This is a genomic window from Burkholderia sp. M6-3, from assembly GCF_050858985.1.
GTDB classification, from domain to species: domain Bacteria; phylum Pseudomonadota; class Gammaproteobacteria; order Burkholderiales; family Burkholderiaceae; genus Paraburkholderia; species Paraburkholderia caledonica.
In genome coordinates this window covers 2,383,807-2,398,963 of record NZ_CP110091.1, presented here as the reverse complement: position 1 = coordinate 2,398,963, position 15,157 = coordinate 2,383,807, and the positions used below count along the sequence as shown (strand labels likewise).

At 61.9% G+C, this 15,157-nt stretch carries 17 protein-coding genes; 11 read left to right on the top strand and 6 right to left on the bottom strand.

Annotation, left to right across the window (positions count from 1 at the left end):
* Window positions 1–996: 996 nt before the first annotated feature.
* The 8 genes from OH764_RS28320 to OH764_RS28285 all read left to right on the top strand — a co-directional run bounded on the left by OH764_RS28320 (window position 997) and on the right by OH764_RS28285 (window position 7,774).
* The gene (locus OH764_RS28320; RefSeq protein WP_498849405.1) at window positions 997–1,272 is read left to right on the top strand and encodes a hypothetical protein; all 276 of its coding nucleotides are present in this window, start codon (window positions 997–999) and stop codon (window positions 1,270–1,272) included.
* 43 nt (window positions 1,273–1,315) lie between these two features.
* A complete protein-coding gene (locus tag OH764_RS28315; RefSeq protein WP_498849404.1) occupies window positions 1,316–1,675 on the top strand; it encodes a superinfection immunity protein in 360 nt (119 codons plus the stop codon).
* 493 nt (window positions 1,676–2,168) lie between these two features.
* Entirely contained in the window at window positions 2,169–2,672 is a 504-nt protein-coding gene (locus OH764_RS28310; RefSeq protein WP_498849403.1) for a hypothetical protein, read from the top strand.
* A gap of 167 nt (window positions 2,673–2,839) precedes the next feature.
* A complete protein-coding gene (locus OH764_RS28305; protein ID WP_498849402.1) occupies window positions 2,840–3,775 on the top strand; it encodes a phosphate acetyltransferase in 936 nt (311 codons plus the stop codon).
* 3 nt (window positions 3,776–3,778) lie between these two features.
* The gene (locus OH764_RS28300) at window positions 3,779–4,960 is read left to right on the top strand and encodes an acetate/propionate family kinase (protein ID WP_498849401.1); all 1,182 of its coding nucleotides are present in this window, start codon (window positions 3,779–3,781) and stop codon (window positions 4,958–4,960) included.
* 180 nt (window positions 4,961–5,140) lie between these two features.
* Window positions 5,141–5,998, top strand: a complete 858-nt coding sequence (locus OH764_RS28295; RefSeq protein WP_498849400.1) for a hypothetical protein — start codon at window positions 5,141–5,143, stop codon at window positions 5,996–5,998.
* A 309-nt stretch (window positions 5,999–6,307) separates the two neighbouring features.
* Window positions 6,308–7,240, top strand: a complete 933-nt coding sequence (locus OH764_RS28290) for a hypothetical protein (RefSeq protein WP_498851315.1) — start codon at window positions 6,308–6,310, stop codon at window positions 7,238–7,240.
* A gap of 150 nt (window positions 7,241–7,390) precedes the next feature.
* Complete coding sequence (locus OH764_RS28285) at window positions 7,391–7,774, top strand: hypothetical protein (RefSeq protein ID WP_498849399.1); 384 nt, start codon at window positions 7,391–7,393, stop codon at window positions 7,772–7,774.
* Between the two features lie 304 nt (window positions 7,775–8,078).
* Here OH764_RS28285 and OH764_RS28280 read toward each other — a convergent pair whose 3' ends face one another.
* The 3 genes from OH764_RS28280 to OH764_RS28270 form a co-directional block, all read right to left on the bottom strand.
* Window positions 8,079–8,657: a YceI family protein gene (locus tag OH764_RS28280; protein WP_498849398.1), complete on the bottom strand. Its 579-nt coding sequence runs from the start codon at window positions 8,655–8,657 to the stop codon at window positions 8,079–8,081.
* 61 nt (window positions 8,658–8,718) lie between these two features.
* A complete protein-coding gene (locus OH764_RS28275; protein WP_498849397.1) occupies window positions 8,719–9,282 on the bottom strand; it encodes a YceI family protein in 564 nt (187 codons plus the stop codon).
* Between the two features lie 94 nt (window positions 9,283–9,376).
* Window positions 9,377–9,937: a cytochrome b gene (locus OH764_RS28270; RefSeq protein ID WP_498849396.1), complete on the bottom strand. Its 561-nt coding sequence runs from the start codon at window positions 9,935–9,937 to the stop codon at window positions 9,377–9,379.
* A 221-nt stretch (window positions 9,938–10,158) separates the two neighbouring features.
* On the opposite strand from OH764_RS28270, the gene OH764_RS28265 reads away from it, so the two are divergent.
* Entirely contained in the window at window positions 10,159–11,409 is a 1,251-nt protein-coding gene (locus OH764_RS28265; protein ID WP_498849395.1) for an arsenic transporter, read from the top strand.
* A gap of 87 nt (window positions 11,410–11,496) precedes the next feature.
* On the opposite strand, the gene OH764_RS28260 is transcribed toward OH764_RS28265, so the two are convergent.
* The 3 genes from OH764_RS28260 to OH764_RS28250 all read right to left on the bottom strand — a co-directional run bounded on the left by OH764_RS28260 (window position 11,497) and on the right by OH764_RS28250 (window position 13,085).
* Complete coding sequence (locus OH764_RS28260) at window positions 11,497–12,405, bottom strand: formate/nitrite transporter family protein (RefSeq protein ID WP_498849394.1); 909 nt, start codon at window positions 12,403–12,405, stop codon at window positions 11,497–11,499.
* Window positions 12,402–12,647, bottom strand: coding sequence for a hypothetical protein (locus OH764_RS28255; protein ID WP_498849393.1), 246 nt, complete (start codon window positions 12,645–12,647; stop codon window positions 12,402–12,404). Before OH764_RS28255 ends, OH764_RS28260 begins: the two co-directional genes overlap by 4 nt.
* Window positions 12,648–12,782: 135 nt before the next feature.
* Complete coding sequence (locus OH764_RS28250) at window positions 12,783–13,085, bottom strand: hypothetical protein (protein ID WP_498849392.1); 303 nt, start codon at window positions 13,083–13,085, stop codon at window positions 12,783–12,785.
* Window positions 13,086–13,159: 74 nt separating this feature from the next.
* Between OH764_RS28250 and OH764_RS28245 the strand changes: the two genes are divergently transcribed.
* Both OH764_RS28245 and OH764_RS28240 read left to right on the top strand, forming a co-directional pair.
* Window positions 13,160–13,450, top strand: a complete 291-nt coding sequence (locus OH764_RS28245; RefSeq protein ID WP_498849391.1) for an EF-hand domain-containing protein — start codon at window positions 13,160–13,162, stop codon at window positions 13,448–13,450.
* 122 nt (window positions 13,451–13,572) lie between these two features.
* Window positions 13,573–15,144: an outer membrane factor lipoprotein domain-containing protein gene (locus OH764_RS28240; protein WP_498849390.1), complete on the top strand. Its 1,572-nt coding sequence runs from the start codon at window positions 13,573–13,575 to the stop codon at window positions 15,142–15,144.
* Window positions 15,145–15,157 lie beyond the last annotated feature (13 nt).

Here is a 15,157-nt window from a genome sequence, read left to right as displayed (position 1 = left end):
AACACCACCGTTGACTGTGCTCAGTCAACGGTCCGAGGGTCGGCACAGCAACCACCGCCGGCGAAGACGTGGCGAAGAATCGCTTTGCGGTTTTTCGCATGAGAGTGGTCGAATAATCACTAACGAATCGTCATCCCACACGCTATAACGTAGTTGCAGGGTGACTATTCGTGTCGAGGGGTCCACAAAATCCATCGATACTGCCAATGCGCACGCCAATTTGCGTCCCGTCTCGGCCGGGCGCACTGCACTTCGTAGCTTCCCAACTTTCCTGGATCACGGTCTCGGGCGACTCTACCCGCAGGCCGCAGGCGCGCTTCCCGAATCCGAAAATCGCGTGTTCGTTTTCGAGTTCGCCGCGCGAATAACGAAACGGCATGATTGGGTAATCCAACGCAGATCAGGAGGCAATATGAAATTAAGACGGATGGTTGGATCGGTTGCCGGGCTGCTTTTGATCGCTGGGCTGGCGCATTCGCAAGGCACGCCCCAAGCTCCTCAGACCGCTCCGCAAGACAGCGGTCAGGTTCAGGTTTCCAACCCCAGTGCGGGGATGGAAGCGTACGGTGGCACCTCCGATACGATGTCACAAAGCGGCGCGAAACATGCCAGGCCGTGCAGAGTGAACCCGCAATGCAACATCTTCTTCGGCGGAAGCTGACCATACACTGACGGCGCGCGAGCAAACGGTGAAACACCAGCTGCTCGCGCAAAACAATGGTCGACGCGGCTGGTCGCAACGGCTCAGTCCTGTTTCATTTCTATCTTTCGGGGTCCCCGATATTGGAGGTCTCTCGACTTAACCGATGAGAACCATTCAACCGCAGCAGGCCCGCGAATCCGCCATGGCCGGGAGCGAGGCATTGTTCGGTCTGCAGCAATTGTGATTTCACCCTATGGGCATAGAAAAAGGATAGGCGCCGTCTACACTGACTCTTGTCAACGGCGCGTGTCTCACCGATTCGCGCTGCCTCAGAATCGCATCGGAGAGTCATCATGAAAAGCAAACTTCTTGCAGCTGTGCTCGTCGCCGTCACTACTTCGTTTGCCGCTCCTGTGTTTGCCAGCGGCTATGGTCCTGCGCCTTCTTACCGCCCGTCAGTGGGGGCGCCTGCTTCCCAACGGGGCCCAAGTGCTCAAACGGTTGCAGCGGAACGCAACAGTGCGGCCGGTTTCGTCAATGATTCGTATGGCGGCGTAGCTGCGTCCTCTTCGGAATCCGGCGGCCGTCAAACCGTCGACTCTGTCGGTCGTGTGTACTTAGGCCATTAATCTGAAAGCCGTCTGCTAAGCGAAGCTGCCACGAGGTGTCGAAATGTTGAAAATTATCGAAGGTGCTTTGGTTGTGGGCGCGGTCATGCTGTACCTGGTACCCGCAATGATTGCCGACGCCAGAGAGCGTGAGGACGCGTTCGCGGTGACCATGGTGAACATTCTGCTGGGGTGGACGGTTATCGGTTGGTTCGCAGCGTTGGTATGGGCGAGGCATCCGGTCAGTAACCGGCATCTGAAGCAGTTCGCAAGACGGGCGCAACGCGCGGTCGCGCGAGTCACCATCGATGCAATCGTCGCGCGGGCGAGCGGTCGTGCCAGTTCAATCCCCATGTTCAATCCTCGCCTGGTACCGCTTGTCGCGCGTATCGCCGCAAGCACTAATCGCCGCGAAAGGCACTAACGGTTGCGGCGGATCATGCACCGTCCGCCGAATTCTTTCGAAGCCGAACGGCGGTAGTAACGCGGCCGGATTTCGTGTCAACAAGGAGCCCGCTAGTGCAGTAAGCGGGCATCGCCTCGACTCGTGGCCCTGCAGCCTTGCTGTGACGGTTACGTGAGAAAACGTCGCGCTTAACAAATCCCTCTTTGGCTCGCGTCGACTTCCATTGTTTCGAGTGCCATCGCGGCAATCCGTGCTGGGCCAAAAATCTGATTCTAGCCATCACTCCGCAGGTTCGAGCGTAGGACCTTCGTCCGATATGCTCACGCCTCCTTCGCTCGCAACAATTTGGGGAGGGCTTACGCAGGAGCCGGCGTCCAATGAATGCGGATCGACTCGTTCACGACGATCCTCGCGGAAATAACGGATCTGCCGCCATCGCGCGAGTAGGTCGTTGTGCCGTGCGAAGTGCGTGTCTTGCACAACAGGCACTCATCATCGATGGGAGAAGTTCATGAATAGTCAGATCAGATCCGCGTTGATTTGCGCGCTGATATCCGGGCTCATGGGCTGCGTGCAACCTCACCAACAGGTGGAAGCCGGCGCGGATCAGTCGACGGCGATTGCGCGGCTCGGCCCACCCAAGGAAACTTACAAGCTGCCGGATGGCGGCCAGCGCCTGATGTGGCCGACGCAACCGATGGGCACCACGACGACCGTCGCGGATATCGACGCGTCCGGCAAAGTGGTGAGCATGCGTCAGGTGCTGCAGGAGAGCGAGTTCTATCGCGCGGAGGTCGGCAAGTGGACGCGCGACGATGTGCTCATCAACTTCGGGCGCCCGTTCGAAACCGCGCGCTTTCCAAGAATGCAGCGCGATGTGTGGTCGTATCGCTATCTGGAGAACAATATCAATCACATGCTCTTCCACTTCTATTTCGACGACGCAGGCATTTTGCGGCAAACGCAGAAGGCACCCGATCCTATGTACGACAACACCCGGCGTGGACGGTTTTAGGCGTCAAATCGACTCGCGGCTCGCGAAGTGCAGTTGCGGGAGATCGGTCCAAAGTCCTATTGCCGTGGCTCCGCGCGGCGGCGATAGTCGTTATGCACGGGCTATGACCAGCGTCGCCGGCGTCGCCGCGCGCGGCACACCGACTGTCGCAATGCATGGGAGGAATCGTGGAGCGTACGCACGAGAAGTATCAACGGCTTATCGCGTTTTGCCAAAGCCATCCGCCGCTAACGACTGCCGTGGCGCATCCATGCGATCGCGCATCGCTCGAAGGCGCCGTGGAGGCGGCACAGATGGGGCTGATTGCGCCGCTTCTCGTAGGTCCGCGCGAGCGCATTGTCGCCGTCGCCGAAGAATGCGGGCTGCAGATAGCCGACTATCCGCTGATCGACGTGCCGCACAGTCACGCGGCGGCGGCGAAAGCGGTCGAACTGGTGCGCGAAGGCAAGGCCGAGGCCATCATGAAGGGCAGCCTTCACACCGACGAGCTGATGGCCGCCGTCGTCCACCGCGACGGCGGCTTGCGCACCGAACGGCGTGTGAGCCACTGCTTCGTGATGGACGTGCCGGGGCACGCAAACGCGCTGATTATCACCGATGCCGCGATCAACATAGCGCCGACGCTCGCGGAAAAAGCCGACATACTGCAAAACGCGATTGATCTCGGCCATGCGCTTCGCATCGACGAAGTGCGGGTTGCGATTCTCTCGGCAATGGAGATCGTGAACCCGAAAGTCCCGTCGACGATCGAAGCCGCGGCGCTCTGCAAGATGGTCGATCGTCATCAGATCACGGGGGCGCTCGTCGACGGACCGCTCGCGCTCGACAACGCAATCGACCTCGAGGCGGCGCGCATGAAGAAGATCGACTCGCCAGTCGCCGGGCGCGCCAATGTTCTGATGGTGCCCAATCTCGAAGCCGGCAACATGCTGGCAAAAAGCCTTTCGTTTCTGGCCGGCGCGGACGCGGCCGGCATCGTTCTCGGCGCGCGCGTGCCGATCATCCTCACGAGCCGCGCCGATTCGATCATCACGCGGCTCGCGTCGTGCGCGGTCGCGTCGCTGGTGGCGAGCAAAGGCCGCGAAGATCGGCTGGTGGTGTAGATCATGGCCGACGTCATCCTGGTATTGAACGCTGGATCGTCGAGCATCAAGTTCAGCGCCTTCGATGCGCAAACCGCCGAGCTCGCCTGTGTGTTGCGAGGTCAGATCGACGGGCTGTTCAGTTCACCGCACTTCGCTGCCTTCGATGCGGCCGGCGCGCAGGCCGGCGCTCACGCATGGGGCGACGGCGCGAGCCTGGACCACGCCGGGGCGATCGCGCATATCGCGGAGTTTTTGCGCGGACATCGCGGAGGCCATCGCCTCACGGCGGTCGGGCATCGCGTCGTGCACGGCGGCGCGCGTTTCGTCGCACCGGTGCTCGTCGATGCCGGCGTGCTCGCGGAACTCCACACGCTGACACCGCTTGCGCCGCTGCACCAGCCACATAACCTGAAGCCGATCGCGGTCATCGCGGAACGCAATCCGGCGCTGCCGCAAATTGCCTGTTTCGATACCGCCTTTCACGCAACGCAGCCCGAACAGGCGAAGGCCTTCGCGCTGCCCGTTGCAGTTACCGAACGCGGGGTACGCCGCTACGGCTTTCACGGACTGTCGTATGAGTACATCGCCAGCAAGCTGCCGGAGATCTCGCCGGCAGCCGCGGCCGGCCGCACGGTGGTCGCGCATCTCGGCAATGGGGCGAGCCTGTGTGCGCTCTCGGCATGCCGCAGTGTCGCGACCACGATGGGTTTCACGGCGCTCGACGGCCTGATGATGGGTACGCGCTCTGGGAACCTCGATCCCGGCGTGATCCTGTATCTGCTCGACGAACTGAACATGAGCACGCGCGAAGTGGAAAACCTGCTGTACTGCCAGTCTGGTTTGCTCGGCGTTTCCGGCATTTCCGGCGACATGCGCGTGCTCCTCGCGAGTGACGATCCTCGTGCCCGCTTCGCCGTTGAACTGTATGTGTATCGGATCTGCCGCGAGCTCGGCTCGCTGATCGCGGCGCTCAACGGTATCGATGCATTGGTGTTCACGGCGGGCATCGGAGAGCATGCGACGCAGGTTCGGCAGCGTATCGGCGAACACGCGCAGTGGTGCGGCATCGATATCGATCCCGGTGCGAACCAGGCGAACGGTTCGTGCATCAGTACACCCGCGAGCCGGGTCGGCGTGTGGGTCGTCCCGACCAACGAGGAACTAATGATCGCCCGTCACACTCGCGCGCTGATCGGCACCTGAGAACAAGGAGAGTCGCGCACGACAAGCAAGCACGAGAGGAAGAGGCCGTATATCGAGTCACTGGGCGGCGAGCTTCGCAGCGTCGATCTTCATGCCACTTAACGTGTCCATGCAGAGAAGACCGGATGTATTTTGAAACGTATCGCGAGCCCTGCGCCTGTCGCTATTGCGGAGAGAGAGATGCTGCGGCTGACTGTATGGTTCACGCTCCTCATCTCGTTGAGCGCGAATGCGGCGGTTCATCTGGACTTCCACGATGAGTCGCCGGACGTTGCTGCAACCGGGCCGGCTTCGCGCCAACGCGGCGCCGTCGATATCGATGAAATCCTGCGGCAGTACGGGATCAGCCAGGGTACGACCAAAGCCCGCATCATCTTCGAGTGGTTCGACAAGGTAATGCGCGACCCCGTTATCGCTGCGCGCGTGCCAGGCGGCGCACCGGCGCTCGTTCATGTGCTGCTCGATCCGGAACAGCGTGAAGCCATGATGTCGAGTGGCCTTGCCCGTCTCACGCCGGCCGACCGATCGCGCTACCTCGCGCTGCTCACCCGTGTGCTCGACGAGCTGGTCCCGGTCAATTGTTTTGGGCTCGTCGACGTCGTAACGATAATGAACCGCGTCACGATCGCGCAGATGTCCGACGCCCAAGCGGAGCTATACCTCGATCTTATCTACAAGATCATGGTGAGCAGCGGTTCCGCGGCGCCGGTACGCGTGCCGACGCGGGAAGAATACGCGGCAGCGTCCGAGGCAATGTCTCGTGCAGTGGTCATCGAACTAGGCGGCGATCCAGTCAATGTCGATCGGTATATGACATATACCGCGAATCCTTCCACTGCGACCCCGGCCGATGTCTGCTGGATGACAAGAGTGACGCTGCATGCTCTCGCGAGAATGCCGGCTGCCGAGCGCGATGTCGTTCTACTGCCAGTATTCATCGGACCGCCTGCGGCATCGCTGGCGGATCCGGACGATCAAAGGCCGGCGCAGATGCCTTTTCCCGCCTCGGCCAGCCCGCCGGGCACGACGATGCCGTGATGGAGCGTTTAAACAAGTGGGCGCTGCAGCGCGGTGATATTCCCGCCAAGTCGGCGTATTTTGTCTATTCTGAATTCGACATGTGCCCGCCGCCTTTGGGTGATCGAAGAAACAAGGCAAACGTCATACGCCGCACGAGGCGTGTGTTTCGGAACCAGGAAGCAATGGCCCAACATACAGGAGTGTGCAATGTGCGTTCTGTACGCTGTGTGCTGGTTCGTACTGGGCGCGGACAGACTTTCAGTCGATCGGGCGATACATGTACTGCGGCTCAATGGCCGGCGCCAGACGTCGTTGGCATGTGCAGCCATGGCCTTCAGCGTTCTGCCTTGCCTTTCGTTTGCGCAGGACCTTCCGGGCCGGTCGTCGGGACCCGCTGTGGTTGGGGGTAACGTGAAACAGCACGCGGACGCCGTGCTCGCCGTCATGAGCTATACGACCGTTCCGGACGTCACGACCAGTAACCTGTCGGTTAATAGCGGCACTACCGGCAATCCCAGCTTCGGCCAGACACAGTTCGGCGGCGGGTTCACGATGAGCCGGTCGTTTCCTTTGTATTTGGAAGGCACGCTCGCCTACAGCCGCTACGATCCGGTGTTCGTTGCGTCCGACGGCTCGGCACAGCGTCCGGTGCCGACGAAATGGAACACGTTCAGCGGCACGGTCGGCATTGGATGGGATTTCCGGATCACGAATGAACTGGTGTTTCGTCCGATCCTTAACGGAACGCTAGGTCGCGTTTCCAGCGATCTGAAGGTCGGGCAAACGATCTTCAACCGCGCCACCGATGCCAACCTCCAGTTCCTCGACAACGGTTCGCTGGACGCGTATGGCTATGGCGGTTCGCTGATGCTCGACTATGAGCGCTACCGTGACAACTACGAAATCGACGCTGAGCTACGGGCCACGGACATTTATCTGCGCAGCTTCGGCGGTTCTTCCCAGGCAGTGCAGGGTTCATCCATGGCGCAGCAAGTCAGCCTGTGGACTCGCTGGCGCGCGCCTACCGGATGGCATGCGTTGGACCGGCCAGTCCGCTATGTGCTCGAAGCGGCCTACTCACATTATTTCGGCGAAAGCGCGGGCGTGCTGGGGTTCAACGACCTCACCTCGTTGGGCGTCGGCCTCGAACTCGACAGCAGCAGGTATCCGGTCATCATCACCAGGACGCGCGCGGTAGTGCGATATGTGTTCGGACACAATGTGCATGGCGTGTCGTTCGGCTTTGCGGTGAGTTTCTAGTTCGCCTGCGGCGTGCGGCGGTCACATCCGTTCGGGGGCGGAAGCTTCGTTGCCCGGTCACGCAGGCGGCGGCTGACGACCGGAAGAACCGTATCTCATTCGCGGCGACGCAATATGCCGTTCCTCATACGATCGGAAAAGGAGATGCTGATGCGTGCCCACCGCTGTCTGCCTATGTTCGTTTTTCCCTTGCTGCTTGTCGGCTGCAATACGCCGCCAATTCCTCCTGGCAAGTCAGTCGATATCCCGACTGCCCTCGAACAGGTCCTCGACGGATTGTGCAACTTCACGAAGCAGGAGGCGGCGCGTAAGCGGGACGGAGACGTCGATATCGACACCGTCACCGTGCAACTTGACCTGACGATCGATGGTTCACGCAATCCTCCTGTCGCGGTCGCGCCGGATATCCAGTTCATCCCGACCGTCAGTTACGGACAGATGATTACGGCGAACAGAGGAAGCACGCTCACCATTGCGCTCAAACATAAGGGCACAGGCAGTTGGGGCGCTGGCGACTGCAATGCTTCCAGGTGAGAGCAGCCTGAGTGCGAACCGCGCTTGAAGTGACGGCGTAGGAACGCGTGCGCGTTGCGACGTTGCGAAGGGCCTGCCGGCATCGGACGACAGCGTCGCGACGCGATTCAAGCCTCGCCGCGACTGCCGCCTGGAACGCCAGGATCGAACGTCAGGCCGAAGCCCTTGGAAACCGGCTTGTGTCCATAGCCGATCCCGACATACGGCATCACCCGCGGCAGCGTGACCGTGGCCGAAGGCGCGGCTGAATGCGCGCGCTGCTAGAGCGCGCGCGGGCAGGCGCCTGGCAGCGCCCGCCGTGACTTTACTGCTTGATACCTTCGGCCTGAATGTGCAGCGTGGTCTGCATCTTGAAGCCGTAGGTCTTGCCGAAGTCGACGCCGAAGTCGTCGCGATTGAACGTTGCGGTCGACTCGGTGCCGCAGACTTCGCGCTTGAGCATCGGGTTCACGAAGCACTTGAACGACTCGATCTTCAGGTTGACCGGTTTGGTCACGCCATGCATGGTCAGCGTGCCGATCACTTCCACAGGCTTGTCGCCGTCGAAGCGGATCTGCGTGCCCTTGTAGGTCGCGCTCGGGTACTTCACAACGTCGAAGAACTTGTCGCTCACCAGTTCGGAATCGAGCTTGTCATTGCCGATATCCACCGAGCTCATGTCGATCGTCACGTCGACCGTGCCGGTCTTTGCCGCGCGGTCGAGCACAACGGTGCCGCTGCCTTTCTTGAACTTGCCGCGCCAGATCGACACGCCGCCGAAGTGATCGGTTTCGAAGCTGGGGGACGTGTGGGTCGGATCGAGCTGGTAAGTGTCGGCGGCCATTGCGTTGAACGACAATGCGGCGGCGAGAACGCCAGTGGCGAGCAGGAATTGTTTCTTCAAGATGTTCTCCAGGTTTCGAAAAGTGCTATGAGGCTTGTGGTTTTTACTTCGGTTTTTCTAATCACTTCTTCGAAGCGACGAGGTGAAATTTGATGACGACTTCGTCGGCTACGACCGACGTGTCCTTCCATTCGCCGGTGCCGACGTCGAACTGCGAGCGTTTGATCGGCAGCGAGCCGTCGAACGTTTGCGTCGGGCCCTGGCTTGCAATCGTGACGGGCACCACCACGGTCTGAGATTTGCCCTTGATGGTCAGCTTGCCGGTGATCTTGTACTGATTGCCGCCCGCCGGTGCGATCGCGCTGGAGACAAACGTCGCGGCCGGATACGTGGCGCTGTCGAACCATTCCTTGCCTTGCGCCTGCTTGTTGTAGTCGTCCGCGCCGAGGTCGTAGCTGCCTGTGTCGATCGACACGTTCGCGCTTCCTGCGGTCGGCTTCGCCGGATCGAACGACAGTTGCGCCGAAAACTTCCTGAACTTGCCGTCGACGGGCACGTTCATCTGCTTCGTCGTGGCAATGACGGTGCTTTTGCTCGGGTCGACGTCGGCGTGCGCGAGGCCCGCACCGAGCAGGGAAAGGGCGGCGACGCCGGCGAGAATAGAGTGATGGAGTGTGTTTTTCATGGTGGTACGCATCCTATCGAACCCGGGCGCGTTCATTGCGCACAGCGAAGAATTTGATTGCCAACAGGCTGTAGCGAATGGGCGCCGATGGGTGTCACTTGAGGAACGGAATCATCCGTGCGAGCAGGCCGTCGCGGTCGACAAACTGATGCTTCAGCGCCGCGAGGACATGCATGGCGACGAGCGCGAGCAGCGTGTAATTGAGCAACACATGCACCGTGCGCAGCGTGGCCTTCAGCGCCTGATCCGGACCAATGAAGGTCGGCAGCGGCACGATGCCGAGGTACACCACCTGAATGCCCGCCGCCGAACTGTAGAGGTAGCCCGACACCGGAATCGCCAGCATCAGCAGATACAGCAGGCCGTGTACGACGTGCGCCGCCGCCTTTTGCCACGCGGGCGTTGCGCTATCCAGAGCCGGTGCGCGATGCGTCGCTCGCCACAAAACGCGCGCCACGGCGAGCATCAATACGGTGACGCCGATCCATTTGTGCCACGAGAAATACTTGAGCTTCGTCGGCGTGAAGCCGGGAATGTCCGTCATGATCCAGCCCAGATAAAAGCCGCCGACGATCAGCACGGCGATCAGCCAGTGCAGAGCGATTGCGGCGCCGTGGTAACGGCCTGTCTCAGTGCGGGAGGATATGTCGTTCATACGCGTCGGTTATGCGTGGTGGCGGTGAGTGCGAATAGTAGGCAGGTCAATGGAGACTGAATAGGCGGGGGCGCGAGAACACATTGTTGTACTGGTGACGTTAATGCGTGCTGGCTCGCGACTTGCAACGTCGGGCGAACGCAAGCGGAGCCGGGGCCGAGTTGGGGTATCCTGCGCACCGGGCCTTGCCCACGTACAACCATCCATTCAGGGCTTTCGTTGTGACTTCGATTTTCCTTTCATGGGGTATTGCCGCCTTTGCGACGGCCGGCGTGATCGCCCGTCCCTTCAAATGGCCGGAAGCGGTGTGGGCGGTGGCCGGCGCGCTGCTGCTGGTCTCGCTCGGGCTGTTGCCGTTGCATCTCGCGGTAGAGGCCGTCGGCAAGGGCACTGACGTCTATCTGTTCCTGTCCGGCATGATGCTGCTCTCCGAGGTGGGGCGTCGGGAAGGGCTGTTCGACTGGGTCGCGGTGCTTGCCGTCAACCATGCGCAAGGTTCGCCGCGCAAGCTTTTCCTGCTGGTCTATCTGGTCGGCGTGGTGATTACCGCCTTTCTTTCGAACGACGCCACCGCGGTCGTCCTCACGCCGGCTGTGTTCGCCGCCGCGAAGAAGGCGAAGACGGACCCACTGCCGTTGTTGTTCGTGTGCGCGTTCATTGCAAACGCAGCCAGCTTCGTGCTGCCGATCTCCAATCCGGCCAATATCGTGCTGTACGGCAATCACACGCCCGCGCTTGTGCCGTGGCTGATGCGCTTCGCGTTGCCGTCGCTGCTGTCGATCGCCGCCACATATATGCTGCTGCGCTGGACCCAACGCAAGGCGCTCGCAGGCAGCTGCGAGGCGAACCTCGAGCCGCTTCAGCTTTCGTCGAGCGGACGCGTGGCGCTTGCCGGCATCGCCGTCACCGCCGTCGTGCTGCTGGCGGTATCGGCGTTCGACATTCAGTTGGGGCTGCCCACCGCGATACTCGGCGCGGCGACCGCGCTCGTCGTGCTGATCCAGGAGCGCAAATCGCCGCTGCCGATCATCCGCGAGATATCGTGGAGCGTGCTGCCGCTCGTGGCCGCGCTGTTCATTCTCGTCGAAATGCTCGACTACACCGGCGTGATCAGCACGCTGGCAGCGCTAACCCGTTCAGCGGCCGCGCACAACGAAATGACAACGGCCGGCTGGGCCGGCAGCGCCATCGCGATCGGCAGCAATCTGATGAACAATCTGCCGGCCGGCCTGATCGCCAGTTCCACGGTGATGCAGGCGCATAGCCCGGAGCGCGTGATCGACGCACTGCTGATCGGCGTCGACCTCGGCCCCAACATGTCGATCACCGGTTCGCTTGCGACGATTCTCTGGCTCAACGCGATCCGCCGCGAAGGCGAGGACGTGAGCTTCGTGAAGTTCCTGAAGGTTGGCGTCGTGGTTATGCTGCCCGCGCTGGTGCTCGCGCTCGGCGCGCGGATTTTGATCGGCTGACGCACGGCTCGCCGCCAGGGCCGCCCAAGGGGCGCCGCGAGGGCCGCCGCGTTTACGACGCGAAGCGGCCCGGGCAGCTCGACGCGCTCAGCGGTGGCCGTTTATTTCCGGCGCAATGGCCGCGTGATTGAGCAGCGCAACCAGCGACATCCCGCCTACGGTGTTGCCCACAAGCGTCGGCACGAGGAAGCGAAAGAAATAGTCGTGCAGGCTCGCGTCGCCGGTCAGGAACGCATAAGCAACCTCCGTCGATCCGGCGATGATGTGCGAAAGATGGCTGACGGCGACCACGTAGGTAATCAGCAGCACGGTCAGCAGCCGCCCGGACCGCGCGCTCGGCAACAGCCACACCATCAGTGCGATCAGCCAGCCCGCGAAGACCGCCTTCACCATGGTCGGCAGCATGTGTTCCGAGCCGACCGCCGCACGCGATACCTCGCCGAGTGCATCCACCACCGCGGGCGAGAAGACATCGGGAATGCGTAGCATCGCCGCGAAGATCCATGTGCTGATAAGGTTGAAGACGAGCACCACGGCCCATAGACGCATCGCTTTAAGCAGTGTGCGAGGATCGCGCCGCGTCAATACGGGCAGCACCACGGTCAGCGTGCTCTCGGTAAAGAGCTGCTGCCGCCCCATGATGACCAGCACGAAACCGATCGAATAACCGAAGCTCGACACCAGATGGCGCCACGGCGTGTCCGGCAAGCCCGCATCGAGCACGGCTTGTGTGAGAAACGAAAATCCCATGGACAGACCGGCCGCGAGCGATGACCAGATCAACGCGCCGATGGTCCGCTCGAGCGCGGCTTCGCCCTCCTCGCGGACGATCTCGTGCAGCACGAGCGCGTGCGGGGCGGTGTGATGCGCCGCCTGATCCTGCTCGCCCTCGTTCAGATGCGGCGAGTCCGCGCCGGCGTCCTGCGCGCGCGGCGCGTCGTTGCCGGCCGCTGCATGGGGTGCTTTGTGTTGCGGTTCCTTGGTCGCCTCGGTCATGAACGGCTGTCCTTCGAGCGCACGCCAGGCGCTTCGCAGACGGCTTCTTCGGAATCCCGCAATGCGCCGAGCACGGCTTCGAGACGTGCCAGCCGGGCTCGCTGCACCGGCACCAGCGCCGCACGCGACAAGAGGCGCACGCGGTTTTCCCAATACGAAAGAGGAATGCGGTCATTGACCGAAATCCGCCCCAACACGAGTTCGAGATGGGCGATCTCGCTGTCCAGGTTCGGGTAGTTCATCGACGTGGTCCGGGAAAAAGAGGTGAACGGTAAAGCTGCTCCGGCACTACCTATGTGGGTGAGCAAGTAGTGTTCCCCAATTCCTCAGGACAACGGGAATTCACCAGGCGTTCTCGCAGTCCGCATGTCGTATGCTCAAGCACGCGCCACTGCGCTATCGGCCTGTTCCATCACGGAGCGGCGCGAGATCAGAATTACGCAAATCGTCGCCAGACGGTAGCACTCGTTCATTTCATTCGATGTCACGCCGCGCCTGTCGCCGCGCGCGGCAATACACAGCTGTGGGCCGTCAATACGTGACAACGGGCGGCAATATTCGGCAATGAATGGCGGCAACAGGGCGGCACTCCGCCATGCGCCCGGCGCTTCCCAAGGCGGCCGGCGCTTCATGACATTAATCGACATAACTCTGCAATTGCTTTGCGGCGTGGGTTCCACAAGAATTCGGCCTGTCATTGAACGGATCGCGGCACAAGCAGGCGACGCTCGGTGGCTTATCGAAGGAGTCAGTCATGAAAAAATTGCTCGCCGCCGTCCTGCTGTGCTGCGCGTCCACCGTCACGTTCGCTCAGGCCGCGCCGCAAGGCGGCAATCCGCAGCGCATGGAGCGCATGGTTGCGCAGTTGCAAACGCGTTTTGCGAACGCCAATACCACGCACGACGGCAAGCTTACGAAAGACCAGGCCGCGGCCGGTATGCCGATGGTCGCTAGCCACTTCGACGAGATCGACACGCAGAAGCTCGGCTACGTCACGTTGCCGGAGATCGAGGCGTATATGCGCGAACGCGGTGCAGCGCATTAAGCGGGGCAGTGAGCGGCGCACTGAGCAGCGCGCCTTGCCGCGAAACCATACGACGCCGGTGCCGGGCGCTTGTCGCAACCGTCATGAACCCCTCCCTCAACCATTGACGCCCGATTCACGCGATGAAACCTGCCACGTCAAGCCGTTTGCGTCTTGTAAGCGCATCGATCGTCGTGTCGATGGGCGCGGCGCTGAGCGGTTGCATCAGCGTTGGCCCGGACTTCAGGGAGCCCGACGTCACGTTGGAGAACCAGTGGCTGGAGAGCTTGCCGCCTGCCGCGCAGAGCACGCCTGCTGGCGAGGCCGCCTGGTGGAAAGCGTTCAACGACCCGGTGCTGAGCGCGCTCGAACAACGCGCTTATGAGCGCAACCTGTCGCTGCAGGTCGCGGGGCTGCATATCTTCAAGGCGCGGGCGCAGCTTGCGATCAGCGGGGAAAATCTCCTGCCGCAATCGGGCAGCGCGTCGGTTGGCGCGAGCCATATCAACACGAGCGGGGTCGGGCCGATACCGCCGGCTCATTTATGGGCCGAGCATCTGCACGTAAACGCCGGTTGGGAGATCGATTTCTGGGGGAAATACCGCCGGCAGATCGAATCGGATCGCGCGCAATTGCGCGTGTCCGAGGCGGCGTACGACAACGCGTTGGTGTCGATGTTCGCCGATGTCGCCAACGCATATATCGACCTGCGCGCGTTGGAGCAACGCATCGCCGTAGCGCGGCAGAACCTCAAGTCCGTTCAGGATAGCCTCACGCTCACGCAGGCGCGCTACAAGCGCGGCGCATCGAGTCAGCTCGACGTCGAGCAGGCCGCCACGCTGGTAGCCGAAACCGAGGCGCAGATTCCGCCGCTCATCAAGGCGCGTGTGCAGGATCGCGACACGCTCGCAGTGCTGCTGGCCGATCCGCCGGATGCCGTCGACGCGCAACTGAAAGGCAGCAGTGCGATCCCCGTGCCGCCGACGCAGATCGACGTGGGCATTCCCGCCGATCTATTACGGCGCCGTCCCGACGTGCGCCAGGCCGCGCTCAACGCGGCGGCGCAGTCGGCGCTGATCGGCGCGGCGAAGGCGAAGTTGTACCCGTCGCTATCGCTGACGGGACTGTTCGGCTTGTCATCCGGCGAACAGCATGGCATCGGACTAACGCAATGGGGCGGCAAGACGATCGGCCTTTTTTCGGCAGGCATTTCTCTGCCCATTCTCGACCGGGCGCAACTTCAGAACGCGGTGCGAATTCAGGATGCGGCGTTCCAGGAAGCGGTGCTCGACTATCAGAACACCGTGCTGCAGGCGCAAAAAGAAGTGGAAGACGCGATTGCCGCGCTTCGCACATCGCTCGATGCGCTGGCGGCGTCGTCGCGCGCTTCTGACGCATCGCAGCGCGCATTGCGGCTTGCCAACATTCAATATCGCTCCGGCTCCGTGACTTACGACTCGGTGCTGGACGCTTCACGCTCGGCGTTGCGCGACGGCGATTCGCTCGCGCAGAACCAGGGGATTGCGGCGCTTGCGGCGGTGTCGCTGTATCGCGCGCTTGGCGGAGGATGGGAAGTCGCGCAAGGTCAGCAGGTGGTGAGCGAGCGGATCGCCGAAGAGATGGCGCGGCGCACGGATTGGGGACGTCTGTTGAACCCGCCTGCCGATTCGGCGCTGGCGCGCGCGAACGCGAACGCGCCGCCGGGCAGTAAGTAACGAAGCGGGGAAT

What these genes read in the sequence shown, in the direction of transcription:
- OH764_RS28320 (WP_498849405.1), top strand. Translation starts at nt 997, where the DNA reads ATGAAAAGCAAACTTCTTGCAGCTGTGCTCGTCGCCGTCACTACTTCG.
- OH764_RS28315 (WP_498849404.1), top strand. Translation starts at nt 1,316, where the DNA reads ATGTTGAAAATTATCGAAGGTGCTTTGGTTGTGGGCGCGGTCATGCTG.
- OH764_RS28310 (WP_498849403.1), top strand. Translation starts at nt 2,169, where the DNA reads ATGAATAGTCAGATCAGATCCGCGTTGATTTGCGCGCTGATATCCGGG.
- OH764_RS28300 (WP_498849401.1), top strand. Translation starts at nt 3,779, where the DNA reads ATGGCCGACGTCATCCTGGTATTGAACGCTGGATCGTCGAGCATCAAG.
- OH764_RS28295 (WP_498849400.1), top strand. Translation starts at nt 5,141, where the DNA reads ATGCTGCGGCTGACTGTATGGTTCACGCTCCTCATCTCGTTGAGCGCG.
- OH764_RS28290 (WP_498851315.1), top strand. Translation starts at nt 6,308, where the DNA reads ATGGCCTTCAGCGTTCTGCCTTGCCTTTCGTTTGCGCAGGACCTTCCG.
- OH764_RS28285 (WP_498849399.1), top strand. Translation starts at nt 7,391, where the DNA reads ATGCGTGCCCACCGCTGTCTGCCTATGTTCGTTTTTCCCTTGCTGCTT.
- OH764_RS28275 (WP_498849397.1), bottom strand. Translation starts at nt 9,282, where the DNA reads ATGAAAAACACACTCCATCACTCTATTCTCGCCGGCGTCGCCGCCCTT.
- OH764_RS28270 (WP_498849396.1), bottom strand. Translation starts at nt 9,937, where the DNA reads ATGAACGACATATCCTCCCGCACTGAGACAGGCCGTTACCACGGCGCC.
- OH764_RS28260 (WP_498849394.1), bottom strand. Translation starts at nt 12,405, where the DNA reads ATGACCGAGGCGACCAAGGAACCGCAACACAAAGCACCCCATGCAGCG.
- OH764_RS28255 (WP_498849393.1), bottom strand. Translation starts at nt 12,647, where the DNA reads ATGAACTACCCGAACCTGGACAGCGAGATCGCCCATCTCGAACTCGTG.
- OH764_RS28245 (WP_498849391.1), top strand. Translation starts at nt 13,160, where the DNA reads ATGAAAAAATTGCTCGCCGCCGTCCTGCTGTGCTGCGCGTCCACCGTC.
- OH764_RS28240 (WP_498849390.1), top strand. Translation starts at nt 13,573, where the DNA reads ATGAAACCTGCCACGTCAAGCCGTTTGCGTCTTGTAAGCGCATCGATC.